We start from the raw sequence: 14,088 nt of genomic DNA, 5'->3' as shown, positions 1-14,088 counted from the left end.
ACCACCACAGCGGATCACACCGGGGCCGGCTCCGGGCCCCGCTCCCCGACCCCGGTCGCGGACTCGGCGACAACAGATCCAGCGGCCTCGGACTCGACGGCCTCGGACTCGACGGCTTCGGACTCAACGGCCTCGGACTCAACGGCTTCGGTCTCCCCGCGCCGGACGGGAGCGGGAGCGGGAGCGGGGACGGAGGCGGGAGCGGTGCGGCGGCCCCACTCGGTGGCGACCATGACCAGGGCTCCGCCGACCAGGGCGAGCGGACCCATCCGGTTCCCGGCGATGGTGATGCCGAAGACGGCGGCCCACAGCGGTTCGGTGCCGAGCAACAGACTCACCCGGGACGGCGAGGTGGCGCGGACAGCCCACATCTGAACGAAGAAGGCGAACAGCGTGCACAACAGGGACAGGTGCAGCAACCAGGCCCACTGGCCGGGCCCGTACGAGCGGGCGACGGCCCACGGCGACGGCCCTACGGCTGGCGCGACGGACGCGAACACGGCTGTCGCGACGGCGAGTTGGACCCAGGTCAGGGCCAGCATGTCGGTTCCGCGGACGGCGCGGGCGCGGGCCGTCGCCAGGACGAAGGCCGAGCGAACCAGGGCGGCGCCCAGCACCAGCAGGTCGCCGAGCGAAGGCGGGCGCAGCCCGCCGTCCCCGGTGAGCAGCGCGACGCCGAGCACGGCCAGCGCGGCGGCCGCGAGGAAGGCGCGCGGCGGCGCCGTCCGGCTGAGGACGCTCTCGCCGAGCGGGGTGAGCACCATCGCGAGGCTGATGATCAGCCCGGCATTGGTGGCGGAGGTGTGCACGGCACCGTACGTCTCCAGCAGGAAGATCCCGCTGAGCACCAGCCCCAGTGCGCCGCCGCCCAGCCACTCGGCGCGGCTCAGCCTCCGTAGCGCCGGCCAGGCGACCATCCCGAGCAGCGGCAGCACCAGCCCGAACCGCAGGACCAGCATCGCCACGGCCGTCCCGGGCTCCGCCACCCGCTGGACGGCGAGGAAGCTCGACCCCCACACCACCGCCACCAGGAGAACCGGCAGGTCACGAAGGGCCGATGAGGACGAAGACACGGACAGGGAGGCGCGCATGAGTCAGATCCCTCCGAGCGAACGGAACCGGCGGGGCGCGAGTACCGTACGGCGTCGGACGGACCCTGGAGCTGGGCGAAGGGCGCAGCTATCGACGGGGCGGAGCATGGAGCAGGGGGACGCCATCCTCCCGCACCGGCCCACCCGTGATCAACGCCCTGCCGCAGCTCACTGGATCTCCGGGGGGCTCCAGCGCCCCCGGGGCCGACGTCCTTCCCAGGCCCGGCAGGTCAGCGGGCGAGCAGGCCGTTCGCCGCGGCGATCTCCTCGATGTCGGCCGGGGTCCCGGACATGATGGCGCGGACGTGCTCGGTGACGAGCTCGACCGGCCAGTTCCACCAGGCCGCACGGAGCAGTCGCTCGACGTCGGCGCCCTCGAAGCGGCGCCGGATCGGGCGGGCGGGGTTGCCGCCGACGATGGTGTAGGGCTCGACGTCGGCGGTGACCATCGCACCGGCCGCGATGATCGCGCCGTCGCCGATCCGGACGCCGGGCAGGACAGTGGCGCCGAAGCCGAACCAGACGTCGTTGCCGATCACGGTGTCGCCCCGGCTGGGCAGGCCGGTGACGAGGTCGAGGGTCCGCTCGGTCCACTCGCCGCCGAACATCGTGAACGGGAAGGTGGACACGCCGATGGTCGGGTGGGCGGCGCCGGCCATCAGGAAGCGGGCCCCGGTGGCGATCGCGCAGTACTTTCCGATCACCAGCCGCTCGGGTCCGTAGGCGTAGAGGACGTTGCGCTCCTCGAAGCGGGTGGCCCCTTCGGGGTCGTCGAAGTAGGTGTACTCGCCGACCTCGATCCGCGGGTCGGTGACGAGCGGGCGCAGCAGGACGACCCGGTCGTGGCCGGCGAGCGGGTGCAGGGCAGTGGGGTCGGGAATGGCGGTGGCGGTCACACAGACTCCTCTCGTAACGCGACCAAGGTCGCATTACGATGAGCATGGCACGGCCGCCACACCACAGCAAGCCTTAACGCGACTGGAGTCGACTTTGAACGAGAACGCCCCGGAGCCGACCCACCCCGCGACGACCCACCCCGCCACCACCGCACACCCCGCGACGACCGCCCCCGCCACCACCGCACAGCCCGCGACGACTCACCTCGAAACGACCCACCCCGAGCCCCGCACCCCGACCCCGCGCCCCGGCGGTCGCAGCGCCCGGGTCCGGGAGGGGGTGGTCGCCGCCACGCTCGCCGAGGTCGCCGAGAAGGGGTACGACGGCCTCACCGTCGAGGCGGTCGCGAGCCGCTCCGGCGTCCACAAGGCGACGCTGTACCGGCGGTGGGGCGGAGTGGACGGCCTGGTCGCGGACGCCCTGACCGCCTCGGCCGACCAGTCCTGGCCGCTGCCCGACACCGGCGACCTCCGCGAGGACCTGCGGCTGATCACCCGGGAGGTGTTCACCGTCTTCACCGATCCCGACCTGGGGGCCACCCCCACCGCGCTGATCTTCGCCGCTCAGCGCTCCGACACCGGCGCGACCGCCCTGCGCGCCTTCTTCGCCTCCCGCCACCGCCAGGCCGCCGAGGTCGCCGAACGAGCCGTCGCCCGGGGCGAGTTGCCCACCGGAACGGACGGCGCCGAGGTGGTCCGGGCCGCCACCGCCCCGCTCTACTACCGGCTGTTCGTCACCGGCGAGCCGCTCGACGCCCACACCGCCGAGCGGGCCGCCGACGCCGCCGCGCTGGCCGCCCGCGCCGGGCTGTTCACCTCCGCACCCCGGGCCAACCCCGTTCCCCCGGAGCCCTCCTGACCCTCCACCCGCCCGACGGGGCCTGAAACCCAACGGCCCCTACCGACCTCTACCGGATCGCCGCCCCGGCGTGGATGATGGCGCCATGCCAACCCCGCCGTCCACCACCCTCCGGAAGGCCCGTCACGTGAAGCGCGCACCCTGGGCCCTGCTCGCCGTCGCCACCGTCCTCCCGCTCACGGCGAGCACCGGCACCGCCGTCGCGGACACCCCGCCGCCCGCGCCCGCCTGCGCCTACACGCCCGCGGTGCCGGCCGACAACTTCAAGGGCATCCCCGTCTTCGACGCCGAGAAGGCCGCCCAGCCCTACCGCGCCACCCTGCGCACCAGCCAGGGCGCGATCACCTTCCAGGCGCTGACCGACAAGGCGCCCTGCACCACCTTCTCGTTCCGCTTCCTCGCCGAGCACGACTACTTCGACCGCAGCCACTGCCACCGCCTCACCACCCAGCGGCTCTACGTCCTGCAGTGCGGCGACCCGACCGGAACGGGCAGCGGCGGGCCCGGCTACTCCTTCCCGGACGAGAACCTGACCGGCGCCACCTACCCGGCCGGCACCGTGGCGATGGCCAACGCCGGTCCGAACACCAACGGCAGCCAGTTCTTCTTCGTCTGGAAGGACACCAAGCTCTCCCCCGCCTACACCCCGTTCGGCCGGATCACGGCGGGCCTGGACGTCCTGCAGAAGATCGCCGCGGGCGGCGAGGACGACCAGAACAACCCCGGCGACGGCTTCCCCACCCTCCCCGTGAACATCCGCCACGTGAAGATCAGCACCCGCTGACCGGGAGCCCGCCCCTCACCCCCCACGCCGTTCCCGTGCGTCCGCAGTGCCTCCCGTACGGTGGCAGCACCAACGACACCGCACGGGAGCAGCGCGCATGGACAGCCGGATCTGGGAGAGCGTGGACCACCTCGTCGCGTGGCTCGACGAGCAGGGCACGCAGTCGCCCCGGGAGGAGCGCCTGCTGCGGATCCTCAAGCTCTCCGAGGAGGTCGGCGAGGTCGGCGCCGCGGTGATCGGCGCCACCGGCCAGAACCCGCGCAAGGGCGTCACCCACAGCTGGGAGGACGTCCAGCACGAGCTCTGCGACGTCGTCTTCACCGCCCTCGTCGCCCTCCGGACGCTCACCCCCGACGCGGCCCGGGTCTTCGCCGACCGCCTCGCCTACGTCGAACAGCGCTCCGCCGCCTCCCGCCGCCCGGCGGACGGGGAGCGGAAGACGGCGGAGGAGACGCCCTGAGGTCCTGGAAGGGACCGGGGGGCCGGGGGGACCGAGGGGGCCGGTAGAAGGCCCCGGGCCCGCTACGCGTTGGGCGCGACCTTCGCGAGGCCGTTGATGATGCGGTCCATCGCGTCGCCGCCCTGCGGGTCGGTGAGGTTGGCGAGCATCTTGAGGGTGAAGCGCATCAGCATCGGGTGGGTGAGGCCGCGCTGGGTGGCGAGCTGCATCACCTTGGGGTTGCCGATGAGCTTCACGAAGGCGCGGCCCATCGTGTAGTAGCCGCCGTAGACGTCCTTGAGGACGCGCGGGTAGCCCTGCAGAGCGCGCTCGCGCCCGGTCTCGGTGACCCGGGCGTGGGCCTGGACGATGACGCCGGCGGCGATCTGGCCGGATTCCATCGCGTAGGCGATGCCCTCGCCGTTGAACGGGTTGACCATGCCGCCCGCGTCGCCGACGAGCAGCAGGCCGCGGGTGTAGTGCGGCTGCCGGTTGAAGGCCATCGGCAGCGCGGCGCCGCGGATCGGGTCGGTCATGTTCTCGGGGGTGTAGCCCCACTCCTCCGGCATGCCGGCGCACCAGGCCTTGAGCACCTCGCGCCAGTCGAGTTCGCCGAACGCGGGCGAGGAGTTGAGGATGCCGAGGCCGACGTTGGAGGTGCCGTCGCCCATGCCGAAGACCCAGCCGTACCCGGGCAGCTGCTTGCGCTGGCCGCCGCGGGTGTCCCACAGCTCCAGCCAGGACTCCAGGTAGTCGTCGTCGTGGCGCGGCGAGGTGAAGTACGTCCGGTAGGCGACGCCCATCGGGCGGTCCTCGCGGCGGTGCAGGCCCATGGCGAGCGAGAGCCGGGTGGAGTTGCCGTCGGCGGCGACCACCAGCGGGGCGCGGAAGGTGACCGGCCGCTTCTCGTCGCCGAGCTTGGCGGTGACGCCGACGATCCGGCCGGTGCGCTCGTCCAGGACGGGCCCGCTGACGTTGCAGCGCTCGTAGAGCCGGGCGCCGGCCTTCTCGGCCTGACGGACCAGCAGCTCGTCGAAGTCGGCGCGCTTGCGGACCAGGCCGTAGTCCGGGAAGGCGGACAGCTCGGGCCAGTCCAGCTCCAGCCGGACGCCGCCGCCGATGATGCGCAGGCCCTTGTTGTGCAGCCAGCCGTTCTCGGTGGAGACGTCGATGCCCATGTCCACCAGCTGCTTGGTGGCGCGGGGGGTGAGGCCGTCGCCGCAGACCTTCTCGCGCGGGAACGCGGTCTTCTCCAGCAGCAGCACGTCCAGCCCGGCCTGGGCGAGGTAGTACGCGGTGGTGGACCCGGCCGGACCCGCGCCGACCACGATGACGTCGGCCGTGCTCTCGACCGGGCTGTCCGGCTTCGTCAGATCGGCTGCGGTCTCGGACACGGTGGACACTCTCCTGGAGCTGCGGCTGTGGGGACGGCGGCTTCTGTCTCCGGCAGTCTAGTTCCGTCCCCGCCGCCGGAAACGACCACGCCCCCACACCGCCGGTGCAACGGCTACCCGAGCTTGTACGCCCGGTGCAGCGCGACGATGCCGCCGGTGAGGTTGCGCCAGGCGACCTTGGACCAGCCGCTCTCCTGCAGCCGGGCCGCCAGCTCGGGCTGGTCGGGCCAGGAGCGGATGGACTCGGCGAGGTACACGTACGCGTCCGGGTTGCTGCTGACCGCGGTGGCGACCGGCGGCAGGGCGCGCATCAGGTACTCGGTGTAGACCGTCCGGAACGGCGTCCAGGTCGGGGTGGAGAACTCGCAGATCACCAGCTTGCCGCCGGGCTTGGTGACGCGCTGCATCTCGCGCAGCGCCGCGTCGGTGTCCTGGACGTTGCGCAGCGCGAAGGAGATCGTCACCGAGTCGAAGGTGCCGTCCGCGAACGGCAGCCGGGTGGCGTCGCCGGCGGTGAGCGGCAGCTCGGGGTGGCGGCGCTTGCCCTCGACGAGCATGCCGACGGAGAAGTCGCACGGGACGACCTGCGCGCCGGCCTCGGCGAAGGGCAGCGAGGAGGTGCCGGTGCCGGCTCCGAGGTCGAGCACGAGGTCCCCCGGTCCGGCGTCCACCGCCTCGGCCACCGCCCGGCGCCAGGCGCGGGCCTGGCCGAGGGACAGCACGTCGTTGGTGCGGTCGTACTTGGCCGCGACGTCGTCGAACATGGCGGCGACTTCGTGCGGCTGCTTGTCCAGAGAGGCTCGGGTCACGCCCCCATTGTTCACCCTGGCGCCGACACCCCGACCAACGGGGCACGCCGCGGGGCGTCCGCACCCGCCGCACGGGCCCCGCCGCACGCCCCCGCCGTCCAGCGCCCCCGCCCGGCCCCACCGGTGCCGCGCGCCCCGTCAGTGCTGCGCGCGCCGCCCGCTCGCGCGCCGCCGGCGCCGGGAGCGCTTGCCGTGGGTTATCGCGGGCATCCCGTCGGCCAGCGCCCCGGTCGCCAGTGCGACGGTGGTGGCCAGCCGGCCCTGCCCGGCGCGGACCGCGAGCGCCCGCCGGTGCCGCCGGATGCGCAGCACGCAGACCACGAACATCCCGACCGCGACCGGCACGCTGAACCGGGCCAGGCCGACGCCGACCGGCTGCGGGTAGGTGTCGCCGCAGATCCGCACCGCGCCCGGGTCGTCGGCGGCGTGCTCCAGGCAGATCGGGTCGCCGATCCTGGCGCCGTCGGCGAGCGGCAGCGCGGCCGCGGTGTGCGACTGGCCGGACGCCCGGTAGCTGACGGCACTGTAGGAGCCGCCGCCGGTGGGGAGCTGGGTGACGACGCCTTCGACTCTCACGGGGTGGGCGCCGATCCGGTCGGCCTGGTCGGCCTGGCGCCAGCCGAGCAGGCACATGCCGACGGCCAGCACGGCGCTGAGCACGGCGGCGAGGTACCAACCACGGCCCAACCGCGGGGATCGCGGCGGGGGGACGGTCGCGGATCGCATGGTTCCTGTCCTGGCTTGCCTTCGGGGCCTGGGACACGGCCCCGCCACCCGCGGGCACGGGCGGTAGGTGGTGAGGGTACGGAGTGAGCTGTCCGGGATCGTATCCGCTGGCGGGCCCTCAGGTCACGGCGAAGGGGGAATCACCCCACAGGGTGGACAGTGGAGTTCGGCGGCACACGAAGGAAGTGCCGTACGCCGCAAGGAAGTCCGACTACCGGCGAGTACGTCGTCCGGTTCCCGGCCCCGTTCAGCGCCGCCGGTACACCAACCGCCCGCCCAACACGGCGGCCAGGCAACCGCCCGGCGATGGCTGGGCGAAGCCCTCCCCAACGGCCGGGAACACCGCAAAGTCGGCCCGGCCGCCCGCCGCCACCCGGCCGTGCACGGCCGCCGCGAGCGGCAGCACCGACAGCGGGTCCAGCGGGCCGTCCGCCGGGTCCATCGCGTCCGGGGCGCCCGGCAGCGCGACCAGCCCGGAGCGCGCCACGGCCGTGCGCACCGCGGCCCGCTCGAACGGCCCGGCCACCGCCGTCACCCCGAACCCGAGCATCCGTTGCAGCCCGCGCCGGGCGCTCGCGCCGCAGCGCCCCTCGTCGACGGAGCCCGTCAGCCCGTCCGCGACCGGCTCGACGCCGATCTCCTCGCGCGGGTCCGGGTGGTAGGCGTGTTCCAGCAGCCGGTGCCCGTACGGGTTGCGCAGCCCCGGCGTGAGCACCGCGGCGCCCCAGTCCCGCAGTCGCGCCCCCGGGTGCGCGGCGGCCAGTTCCCGGTACGGTCCGACGGCCTCGACGCGGTCGCCGCGCACCAGCACCGCCCCGTCCGGGAGGGACGGGGCGGTGGGGTCGGCCGGGTCGGGCAGCACCAGGGCCGCCCGGTGCAGGGTCAGCACGGCGGTGCCCCGGGCCTCAGTTGTCCAGGATCTTCAGCTCGGGGTGCGCGGTGCCGCCCTCGATCGCCGTGGAGGCGATGTGCGAGGCGACCCGCGGGTCCACCGGGTCGTTGGCCGGGTCGTCCAGCACCCGCAGGTGCTCGTACGTGGTCGCGCGCTGCGCCGGGACGCGGTCGGCGGCCCGGATGAGGTGGATCAGCTCGGTGAGGTTGGAGCGGTGCTTGGCACCGGCCGCCGAGACGACGTTCTCCTCCAGCATGACCGAGCCGAGGTCGTCCGCACCGTAGTGCAGCGACAGCTGGCCGGCCTCCTTGCCGGTGGTGAGCCAGGAGCCCTGGATGTGGGCGATGTTGTCGAGGAACAGGCGGGCGATCGCGATCATCCGCAGGTACTCGAAGACGGTGGCCTGCGTCGAGCCCTTCAGGTGGTTGTTCTGCGGCTGGTAGGTGTAGGGGATGAAGGCCCGGAAGCCGCCGGTGCGGTCCTGCACGTCGCGGATCATCCGCAGGTGCTCGATCCGCTCGGCGTTGGTCTCGCCGGTGCCCATCAGCATGGTGGAGGTGGACTCCACGCCGAGGCCGTGCGCGGCCTCCATGATCTCCAGCCAGCGCTCGCCGGACTCCTTGAGCGGGGCGATCGCCTTGCGCGGCCGCGCGGGCAGCAGCTCGGCGCCGGCGCCGGCGAAGGAGTCCAGACCGGCCCGGTGGATCCGGGTGATGGCCTCCTCGATCGAGACGCCCGAGATCCGGGCCATGTGGTCGACCTCGGAGGCGCCCAGGGAGTGGATCACCAGCTGCGGGAAGTCGGCCTTGATTGCCGAGAACGCGCGCTCGTAGTACTCCACGCCGTAGTCCGGGTGGTGGCCGCCCTGGAACATGATCTGGGTGCCGCCCAGTTCGACGGTCTCGGCGCAGCGGCGCAGGATCTCGTCGAGCTCGCGGGACCAGCCCTTGTCGCTCTTCGGCGGCACGTAGAACGCGCAGAACTTGCACGCCGTCACGCAGACGTTGGTGTAGTTGATGTTGCGCTCGATGATGTACGTCGCGATGTGCTCGGTACCGGCGTAGCGGCGGCGGCGCACCGCGTCGGCGGCGGAGCCGAGCGCGTGCAGCGGCGCCGAGCGGTACAGCTCCAGCGCCTCCTCCGGGGTGATCCGGCCACCGCCGGCGGCCCGGTCGAGCACGGCCTGCAAATCGGTGCTGGGCGCATCGAGGGTGGTCGCTGCGAGCTCGGTCACCTGGCCGCCTTCTCTCTCTCGGATACTGCAGTTCTCGGCGCTGCCGCCCCCCGGACGGCGGGCGTCCGGGTACGGCCGAACCAGCCTACGCCAGGCCTTTCGAGCGTCCGCGTCAGCCCGCTGCCCGTCGACCACCGCGCTCAACCGACCACCGTGCCCAACCGACCACCGCGCTCAACCGACCACCGTGCCCAACCGACCACCGTGCTCAACCGACCACCGTGCTCAGCCGACCGGCAGCGCCGCCGGCTCCAGCAGCCGCACCGCGACGTCCGACGCGAAGCCGCTGTCGTGCGCGACCCGGCGGGCGAACTCGGCGACGCCGGCCAGCTGCCGCTCGCCGAGCGAGAAGTCGAGGGCCTCGCTGAAGTACCGCTCCAGCACGTCCGCGCCGAAGGCCTCCCAGCGGGCGGCCTGTTCGGCGACCTTGGCGGCCTCGACCAGTGAGAGGTCGCGGGACTCCAGGAAGGCCCGGTGCACGGCAGCGGTCAGTTCCGGACGGCGCTCGGCGAACTCGCGGCGCACGGCCCAGACGGCGAAGACGAACGGCAGGCCGGTCCACTCCTTCCACATCTCGCCGAGGTCGTGGACGGTCAGTCCGAGGTCGGCGGCCTGGCCGAGGTAGGCGCGCAGCGCCGGGTCGCCGATCAGGACGGCGGCGTCGGCCTCGGCGAGCATCGAGCTGAGGTCGGGCGGGCAGCTGAAGTAGTCGGGGCGGACGCCCTCGCGTTCCTCCAGCAGCAGCCGGGCGAGCCGGACGGAGGTGCGGCTGGTGGAGCCGAGGGCGACGCGGCGGCCGTCCAGGTCGGCGAGCGGCACCTTGCTGACGATGAGGCAGGACATCACCGGGCCGTCGCTGCCGACCGCGATGTCGGGCAGGACCAGGAGGTCGTCGGCGTTGCGCAGGTACTCCACGCAGGTGATCGGACCGATGTCCAGCGAGCCGTCGACGAGCTGGTCGCTCAGCTTCTCCGGGGTGTCCTTGGTGAGGTCGAGGTCCAGCAGGTTGCCGGTCCTGGCGAGGCCCCAGTAGAGGGGGACGCAGTTCAGGAACTGGATGTGGCCGACGCGAGGCCTGACCGGGGTGTGTTCCTGGGGCTCCCGCGATTGTCCGTCCGGTGCTGCCACTGCGCCGCTCCCTTGTACTGTTCGTGCGCTTTCCCGCAGCGTATGCCTGCTGTTCACAGAGGCTTGCACCGGGCACCCGACACGCGCTCGCGAGGCCTGCTGGACGCCCCTGCGGGGCCCTACGACACGCGCCGTGGGGGCCGCAGTTCACCCCTGGTCGTCACAGCGACCGCATGCTAGCGTTGCCCTCAGTTGCAGTTTGATTCCCCTTGCAGTACTTGAAGCCTGCGGAGCATGTAACCGCGGGCTTTTTGTAGTTTTTCAGCAATATCGAAAAACTTCGGACTCGTCCGGAGGCAGGGCGATCAGCGCAGCGGACCGGGTGCCACACGGTGTGGCCCCGACACGTCCCTCGCAAGGAGAACGGCATGGCCACGGGAACCGTCAAGTGGTTCAACGCTGAGAAGGGCTTCGGCTTCATCGCCCAGGAGGGCGGCGGCCCCGACGTCTTCGTCCACTACTCCGCCATCAACGCGAGCGGCTTCCGCTCGCTGGAGGAGAACCAGGCGGTGAACTTTGACGTCACCCAGGGCCCGAAGGGCCCGCAGGCGGAGAACGTCACCCCCATCTGACCATCTTCTGATGTTCTGATCGCTCGGGACCCCAGCGGGTCCGTCGGCGGCTCCCGACAGCCGTCACCATGAGCACAAGAGCAACACCCAAGGGGGCCCGCCCGACCGGCGGGCCCCCTGCCTTTTCCCCCTGCCTATTCCCCTGGCCTTTCCCCGGCCTCTCCTCCCGGCCACCGCCCCGGGAAGCAGCGCACGCACCCGCGCCCCCGCGGCACGCACAAGGGCCCGCCTCCGCACCGGGGAACGGTGCACAGGCGGGCCCTTGTCGCCGAGCCGGCCGGGATCAGGCAGCCACCGGGGCCGCCTTGTCCGTCTGCGCCGGGACGACGGCCGACGGCGCGTCCTCGTACAGGTCGCCGGAGGGACGGTTGTAGGCGGCGACGTCGAGGATCTTCTCCCGCGAGGCCACCAGGACCGGCACCAGCACCTGGCCCGCGACGTTGGTCGCGGTGCGCATCATGTCGAGGATCGGGTCGATGGCGAGCAGCAGGCCGACGCCCTCCAGGGGCAGGCCCAGGGTGGAGAGGGTGAGCGTCAGCATGATGATCGCACCGGTGAGGCCCGCGGTGGCGGCCGAGCCGACGACCGAGACGAAGGCGATCAGCAGGTAGTCCCGGATGCCGAGGTCGATGTTGTAGACCTGGGCGACGAAGATCGCGGCGATCGCCGGGTAGATCGAGGCGCAGCCGTCCATCTTGGTGGTGGCGCCGAACGGCACGGAGAAGGACGCGTACTCGCTGGGGACGCCGAGGCGCTCGGTGACGCGGCGGGTGACCGGCAGGGTGCCGACCGAGGAGCGCGAGACGAAGGCCAGCTGGATGGCGGGCCAGGCGCCCTTGAAGAAGTTGACCGGGTTCAGGCCGGCGGCGAACTTCAGCAGCAGCGAGTAGACGACGAAGAGCACCAGCGCGCAGCCGACGTAGATGTCGAGGGTCAGCGTGGCGAAGGGCTTGAGCAGGTCCCAGCCGTACTTGGCGACGGACTTGCCGATCAGGCCGAGGGTGCCGAGCGGGGAGAGCCGGATGACCCACCACAGGGCGGTCTGGGTCAGCTCCAGGACGGACTCGCTGAGCTTGAGGACCGGCTCGGCCTTGCTGCCGAGCTTGATGATCGCCGCGCCGACCACGACCGCCATGAAGACGATCTGCAGCACGTTCACCTTGGCGAAGGCGTCGACGATGTTGGTCGGGAAGATCCCGGTCAGGAAGTCGATCCAGGTGCCCTTGGAGTCGAGCGCCTTGAGGCCGTCGGTCTTGAGGTTGGTGCCCTGGCCGGGGTTGGTCAGCAGGCCCAGGCCCAGGCCGACGGCCACCGCGATCAGCGAGGTGATCATGAACCAGAGCAGCGTGCGGGTGGCCAGGCGGGCCGCGTTGGTGACGTTGCGCAGGTTGGCGACGCTCACCACGATCGCGGTGAACACCAGCGGCGGGACGGCCAGCTTGAGCAGCTGGACGAAGATCTTGCCGATGGTCTCCAGGGTGGTGGCCAGCCAGGAGATGTCGGCGGCGCGGGCCAGGTAGCCCAGGCCGACGCCGAGCAGCAGGCCGCCGACGATCTGGACCCAGAACGGGGTCTTGCGGATTCTCGCGAGCACGGACGGCGACGAGGTCGCCTCGGGCGCTGTGGACATGACGGTGCGGCTCCGGGGGAGGGCGTTGCTGACGGTGGGGTGTGGCGGAGGAGGCGGCACGGCGCGCGGGCCGGGCGGGGAGGTCCCGGCCCCCGGTCAGGGGCGTGCCGCCGGGATACAGCTCATGGCGCGACAACGGCGCGGGCTGTCCACAGCACCGGTCAGAGCGCACGGGCGGGCGGCACCGGGCAGCGAGCCCCGGCCGTGCTTCCGCGATGCGTCTGAGGTGGTCATGGGCGACACATTAGCAGTAAAGGTTTGAGATGTTCAAAGTAGTTGTTTGAGGTTGGGGTGAGATCCGGACACGAACGAAGCTGACGCACCATCAGATCATCCCCACCGGCCCGATTGACCGCTGAGCGGTTATACGTATAACTTTGACGGCGTCCCCGCCCCCGCCTGCCCAGACCGGAGAAGACGCCCGATGGGCTACCTCGCCCTGCTCCGCGCCCCCCATGTCAGCCGCCTGCTCCTCGGCACCCTGCTCGGCCGCCTGCCCGCCGGCATGACCGCCCTGGTGATCGCCCTCGCCCTGCGCGAGGCCGGCGCGCCGTACGGGCGGATCGGACTGGCCACCGCCGCCTACGCGATCTCCGCCGCCGTCGGCGGGCCGGTGCTCGGACGGATCGTGGACCGCACCGGGCAGCCCCGCGTCCTGCTCGCCTCCGCCGTGCTCGCCGGCGGCGGGTACGCGCTGCTCGCCCTCGCCCCCGGCTCCGAGATCGCCGCTCCGCTCGGCGCCGCGATCGCCGGGCTCGCCATGCCCCCGCTCGAACCCTGCCTGCGCTCGCTCTGGCCGGACGTGGTGGAGGAGGAGCAACTCGACACCGCCTACGCCTTCGACTCCGCCTCCCAGCAGATCCTCTACGTGGCCGGCCCGCTGGCCGTCGCCGGGATCGCCGGCCTGTTCAGCCCGGTCGCCGCGCTCTGGATGGCCGCCGGACTGGGGCTGGCCGGCGCGCTGATCGTGGCCACCACCGCCCCGGCCCGGGCCTGGCGCGCCCCGGCCCGCGCGCACTCCGCCGGACTGCTCGGCCCGCTGCGCTCCCCCGGCCTGGTGCTGCTGCTGGTCGGACTGGCCGGGGCCGGCTGGGCGGTCGGCGCGCAGAACGTGCTGTTCATCGCCTACGCCGAGCACCACGCCGACGCCCTGCCCGGCGGCGCGGGCACCCTGCTGGCGCTGGCGGCGCTCGGCGGCCTGCTCGGCGCGCTCGCCTACGGCGCGGTGAAGTGGCGCAGCAGCACGGCCACCCGCACCTGGGTCATGGCGCTCGCGATGGCCGCGTCCTACCTGCCGCTGGTGCTGCTGCCCGGGCCGTACCCGATGGCCGCGCTGGCCTTCCTCTCCGGGATCGGGCTGGCGCCGCTGCTGGCGGCGGCGTTCGTGCTGGTCGCCGAGCTGGCGCCGACCGGGACGGTGACCGAGGCGTTCGCCTGGCTGGTGACGCTGTTCGCGACGGGCAACTCGCTCGGCTACGCGGTGTCCGGCAACCTGGCCGAGGACTCGCTGCGGCCGGTGGCGCTGTGCGCGGCGGGCGGGATCGCGCTCGGCGCCCTGCTGCTGTTCGGCGCCCGCCGCTGGTTCCACCCGGTGCCGTCGGCGCCGTCGATGCGACCGGTGCCGGTGGGCTGAG

14 protein-coding genes are annotated in these 14,088 nt (G+C 72.7%); 5 read left to right on the top strand and 9 right to left on the bottom strand.

Annotation, left to right across the window (positions count from 1 at the left end; translation table 11 throughout):
* Window positions 1-14: 14 nt before the first annotated feature.
* On the bottom strand, window positions 15-1,091 hold the full coding sequence (locus AB0P03_RS32125) for a DMT family transporter (RefSeq protein ID WP_363632137.1): 1,077 nt from the start codon (window positions 1,089-1,091) through the stop codon (window positions 15-17).
* Window positions 1,092-1,321: 230 nt separating this feature from the next.
* The gene (locus tag AB0P03_RS32120; protein WP_363585041.1) at window positions 1,322-1,987 is read right to left on the bottom strand and encodes a CatB-related O-acetyltransferase; all 666 of its coding nucleotides are present in this window, start codon (window positions 1,985-1,987) and stop codon (window positions 1,322-1,324) included.
* Window positions 1,988-2,081: 94 nt separating this feature from the next.
* Here AB0P03_RS32120 and AB0P03_RS32115 point away from each other — a divergent pair, with 94 nt between their 5' ends.
* The 3 genes from AB0P03_RS32115 (at window position 2,082) to AB0P03_RS32105 (ending at window position 4,090) form a co-directional block, all read left to right on the top strand.
* A complete protein-coding gene (locus AB0P03_RS32115) occupies window positions 2,082-2,846 on the top strand; it encodes a TetR/AcrR family transcriptional regulator (protein ID WP_363632135.1) in 765 nt (254 codons plus the stop codon).
* 85 nt (window positions 2,847-2,931) lie between these two features.
* Window positions 2,932-3,630 (top strand): peptidylprolyl isomerase, encoded by a 699-nt coding sequence (locus tag AB0P03_RS32110; protein WP_363619149.1) that lies wholly within the window; start codon window positions 2,932-2,934, stop codon window positions 3,628-3,630.
* A 97-nt stretch (window positions 3,631-3,727) separates the two neighbouring features.
* The gene (locus AB0P03_RS32105) at window positions 3,728-4,090 is read left to right on the top strand and encodes a MazG-like family protein (RefSeq protein WP_363585035.1); all 363 of its coding nucleotides are present in this window, start codon (window positions 3,728-3,730) and stop codon (window positions 4,088-4,090) included.
* Between the two features lie 62 nt (window positions 4,091-4,152).
* Here the strand turns inward: AB0P03_RS32105 and AB0P03_RS32100 are convergent, their stop codons facing one another.
* The 6 genes from AB0P03_RS32100 to AB0P03_RS32075 form a co-directional block, all read right to left on the bottom strand.
* Entirely contained in the window at window positions 4,153-5,442 is a 1,290-nt protein-coding gene (locus AB0P03_RS32100; protein ID WP_350877772.1) for a geranylgeranyl reductase family protein, read from the bottom strand.
* Between the two features lie 134 nt (window positions 5,443-5,576).
* Window positions 5,577-6,272, bottom strand: a complete 696-nt coding sequence (locus AB0P03_RS32095) for a demethylmenaquinone methyltransferase (protein WP_363585033.1) — start codon at window positions 6,270-6,272, stop codon at window positions 5,577-5,579.
* A gap of 138 nt (window positions 6,273-6,410) precedes the next feature.
* Complete coding sequence (locus tag AB0P03_RS32090; RefSeq protein WP_363632133.1) at window positions 6,411-6,932, bottom strand: hypothetical protein; 522 nt, start codon at window positions 6,930-6,932, stop codon at window positions 6,411-6,413.
* Between the two features lie 313 nt (window positions 6,933-7,245).
* On the bottom strand, window positions 7,246-7,887 hold the full coding sequence (locus AB0P03_RS32085) for a hypothetical protein (protein WP_363632132.1): 642 nt from the start codon (window positions 7,885-7,887) through the stop codon (window positions 7,246-7,248).
* Window positions 7,888-7,903: 16 nt separating this feature from the next.
* Window positions 7,904-9,124 carry a cyclic dehypoxanthinyl futalosine synthase gene (gene mqnC / locus AB0P03_RS32080; RefSeq protein ID WP_063348156.1) on the bottom strand — a complete coding sequence of 407 codons (1,221 nt, stop codon included), beginning with the start codon at window positions 9,122-9,124 and terminating at the stop codon, window positions 7,904-7,906.
* A gap of 225 nt (window positions 9,125-9,349) precedes the next feature.
* The gene (locus AB0P03_RS32075; RefSeq protein ID WP_063348157.1) at window positions 9,350-10,252 is read right to left on the bottom strand and encodes a menaquinone biosynthesis protein; all 903 of its coding nucleotides are present in this window, start codon (window positions 10,250-10,252) and stop codon (window positions 9,350-9,352) included.
* A 368-nt stretch (window positions 10,253-10,620) separates the two neighbouring features.
* On the opposite strand from AB0P03_RS32075, the gene AB0P03_RS32070 reads away from it, so the two are divergent.
* Entirely contained in the window at window positions 10,621-10,824 is a 204-nt protein-coding gene (locus AB0P03_RS32070) for a cold-shock protein (RefSeq protein ID WP_052580872.1), read from the top strand.
* 283 nt (window positions 10,825-11,107) lie between these two features.
* Here the strand turns inward: AB0P03_RS32070 and AB0P03_RS32065 are convergent, their stop codons facing one another.
* Entirely contained in the window at window positions 11,108-12,454 is a 1,347-nt protein-coding gene (locus AB0P03_RS32065; protein WP_363585025.1) for a dicarboxylate/amino acid:cation symporter, read from the bottom strand.
* 424 nt (window positions 12,455-12,878) lie between these two features.
* On the opposite strand from AB0P03_RS32065, the gene AB0P03_RS32060 reads away from it, so the two are divergent.
* Window positions 12,879-14,087, top strand: a complete 1,209-nt coding sequence (locus AB0P03_RS32060; protein WP_363632130.1) for an MFS transporter — start codon at window positions 12,879-12,881, stop codon at window positions 14,085-14,087.
* Window position 14,088 lies beyond the last annotated feature (1 nt).

Source organism: Kitasatospora sp. NPDC088779 (assembly GCF_040685395.1).
GTDB lineage: Bacteria > Actinomycetota > Actinomycetes > Streptomycetales > Streptomycetaceae > Kitasatospora.
This window is presented reverse-complemented; position numbering and strand designations above follow the sequence as displayed.

What these genes read in the sequence shown, in the direction of transcription:
- AB0P03_RS32060 (WP_363632130.1), top strand. Translation starts at nt 12,879, where the DNA reads ATGGGCTACCTCGCCCTGCTCCGCGCCCCCCATGTCAGCCGCCTGCTC.
- AB0P03_RS32065 (WP_363585025.1), bottom strand. Translation starts at nt 12,454, where the DNA reads ATGTCCACAGCGCCCGAGGCGACCTCGTCGCCGTCCGTGCTCGCGAGA.
- AB0P03_RS32070 (WP_052580872.1), top strand. Translation starts at nt 10,621, where the DNA reads ATGGCCACGGGAACCGTCAAGTGGTTCAACGCTGAGAAGGGCTTCGGC.
- AB0P03_RS32125 (WP_363632137.1), bottom strand. Translation starts at nt 1,091, where the DNA reads ATGCGCGCCTCCCTGTCCGTGTCTTCGTCCTCATCGGCCCTTCGTGAC.
- AB0P03_RS32105 (WP_363585035.1), top strand. Translation starts at nt 3,728, where the DNA reads ATGGACAGCCGGATCTGGGAGAGCGTGGACCACCTCGTCGCGTGGCTC.
- AB0P03_RS32110 (WP_363619149.1), top strand. Translation starts at nt 2,932, where the DNA reads ATGCCAACCCCGCCGTCCACCACCCTCCGGAAGGCCCGTCACGTGAAG.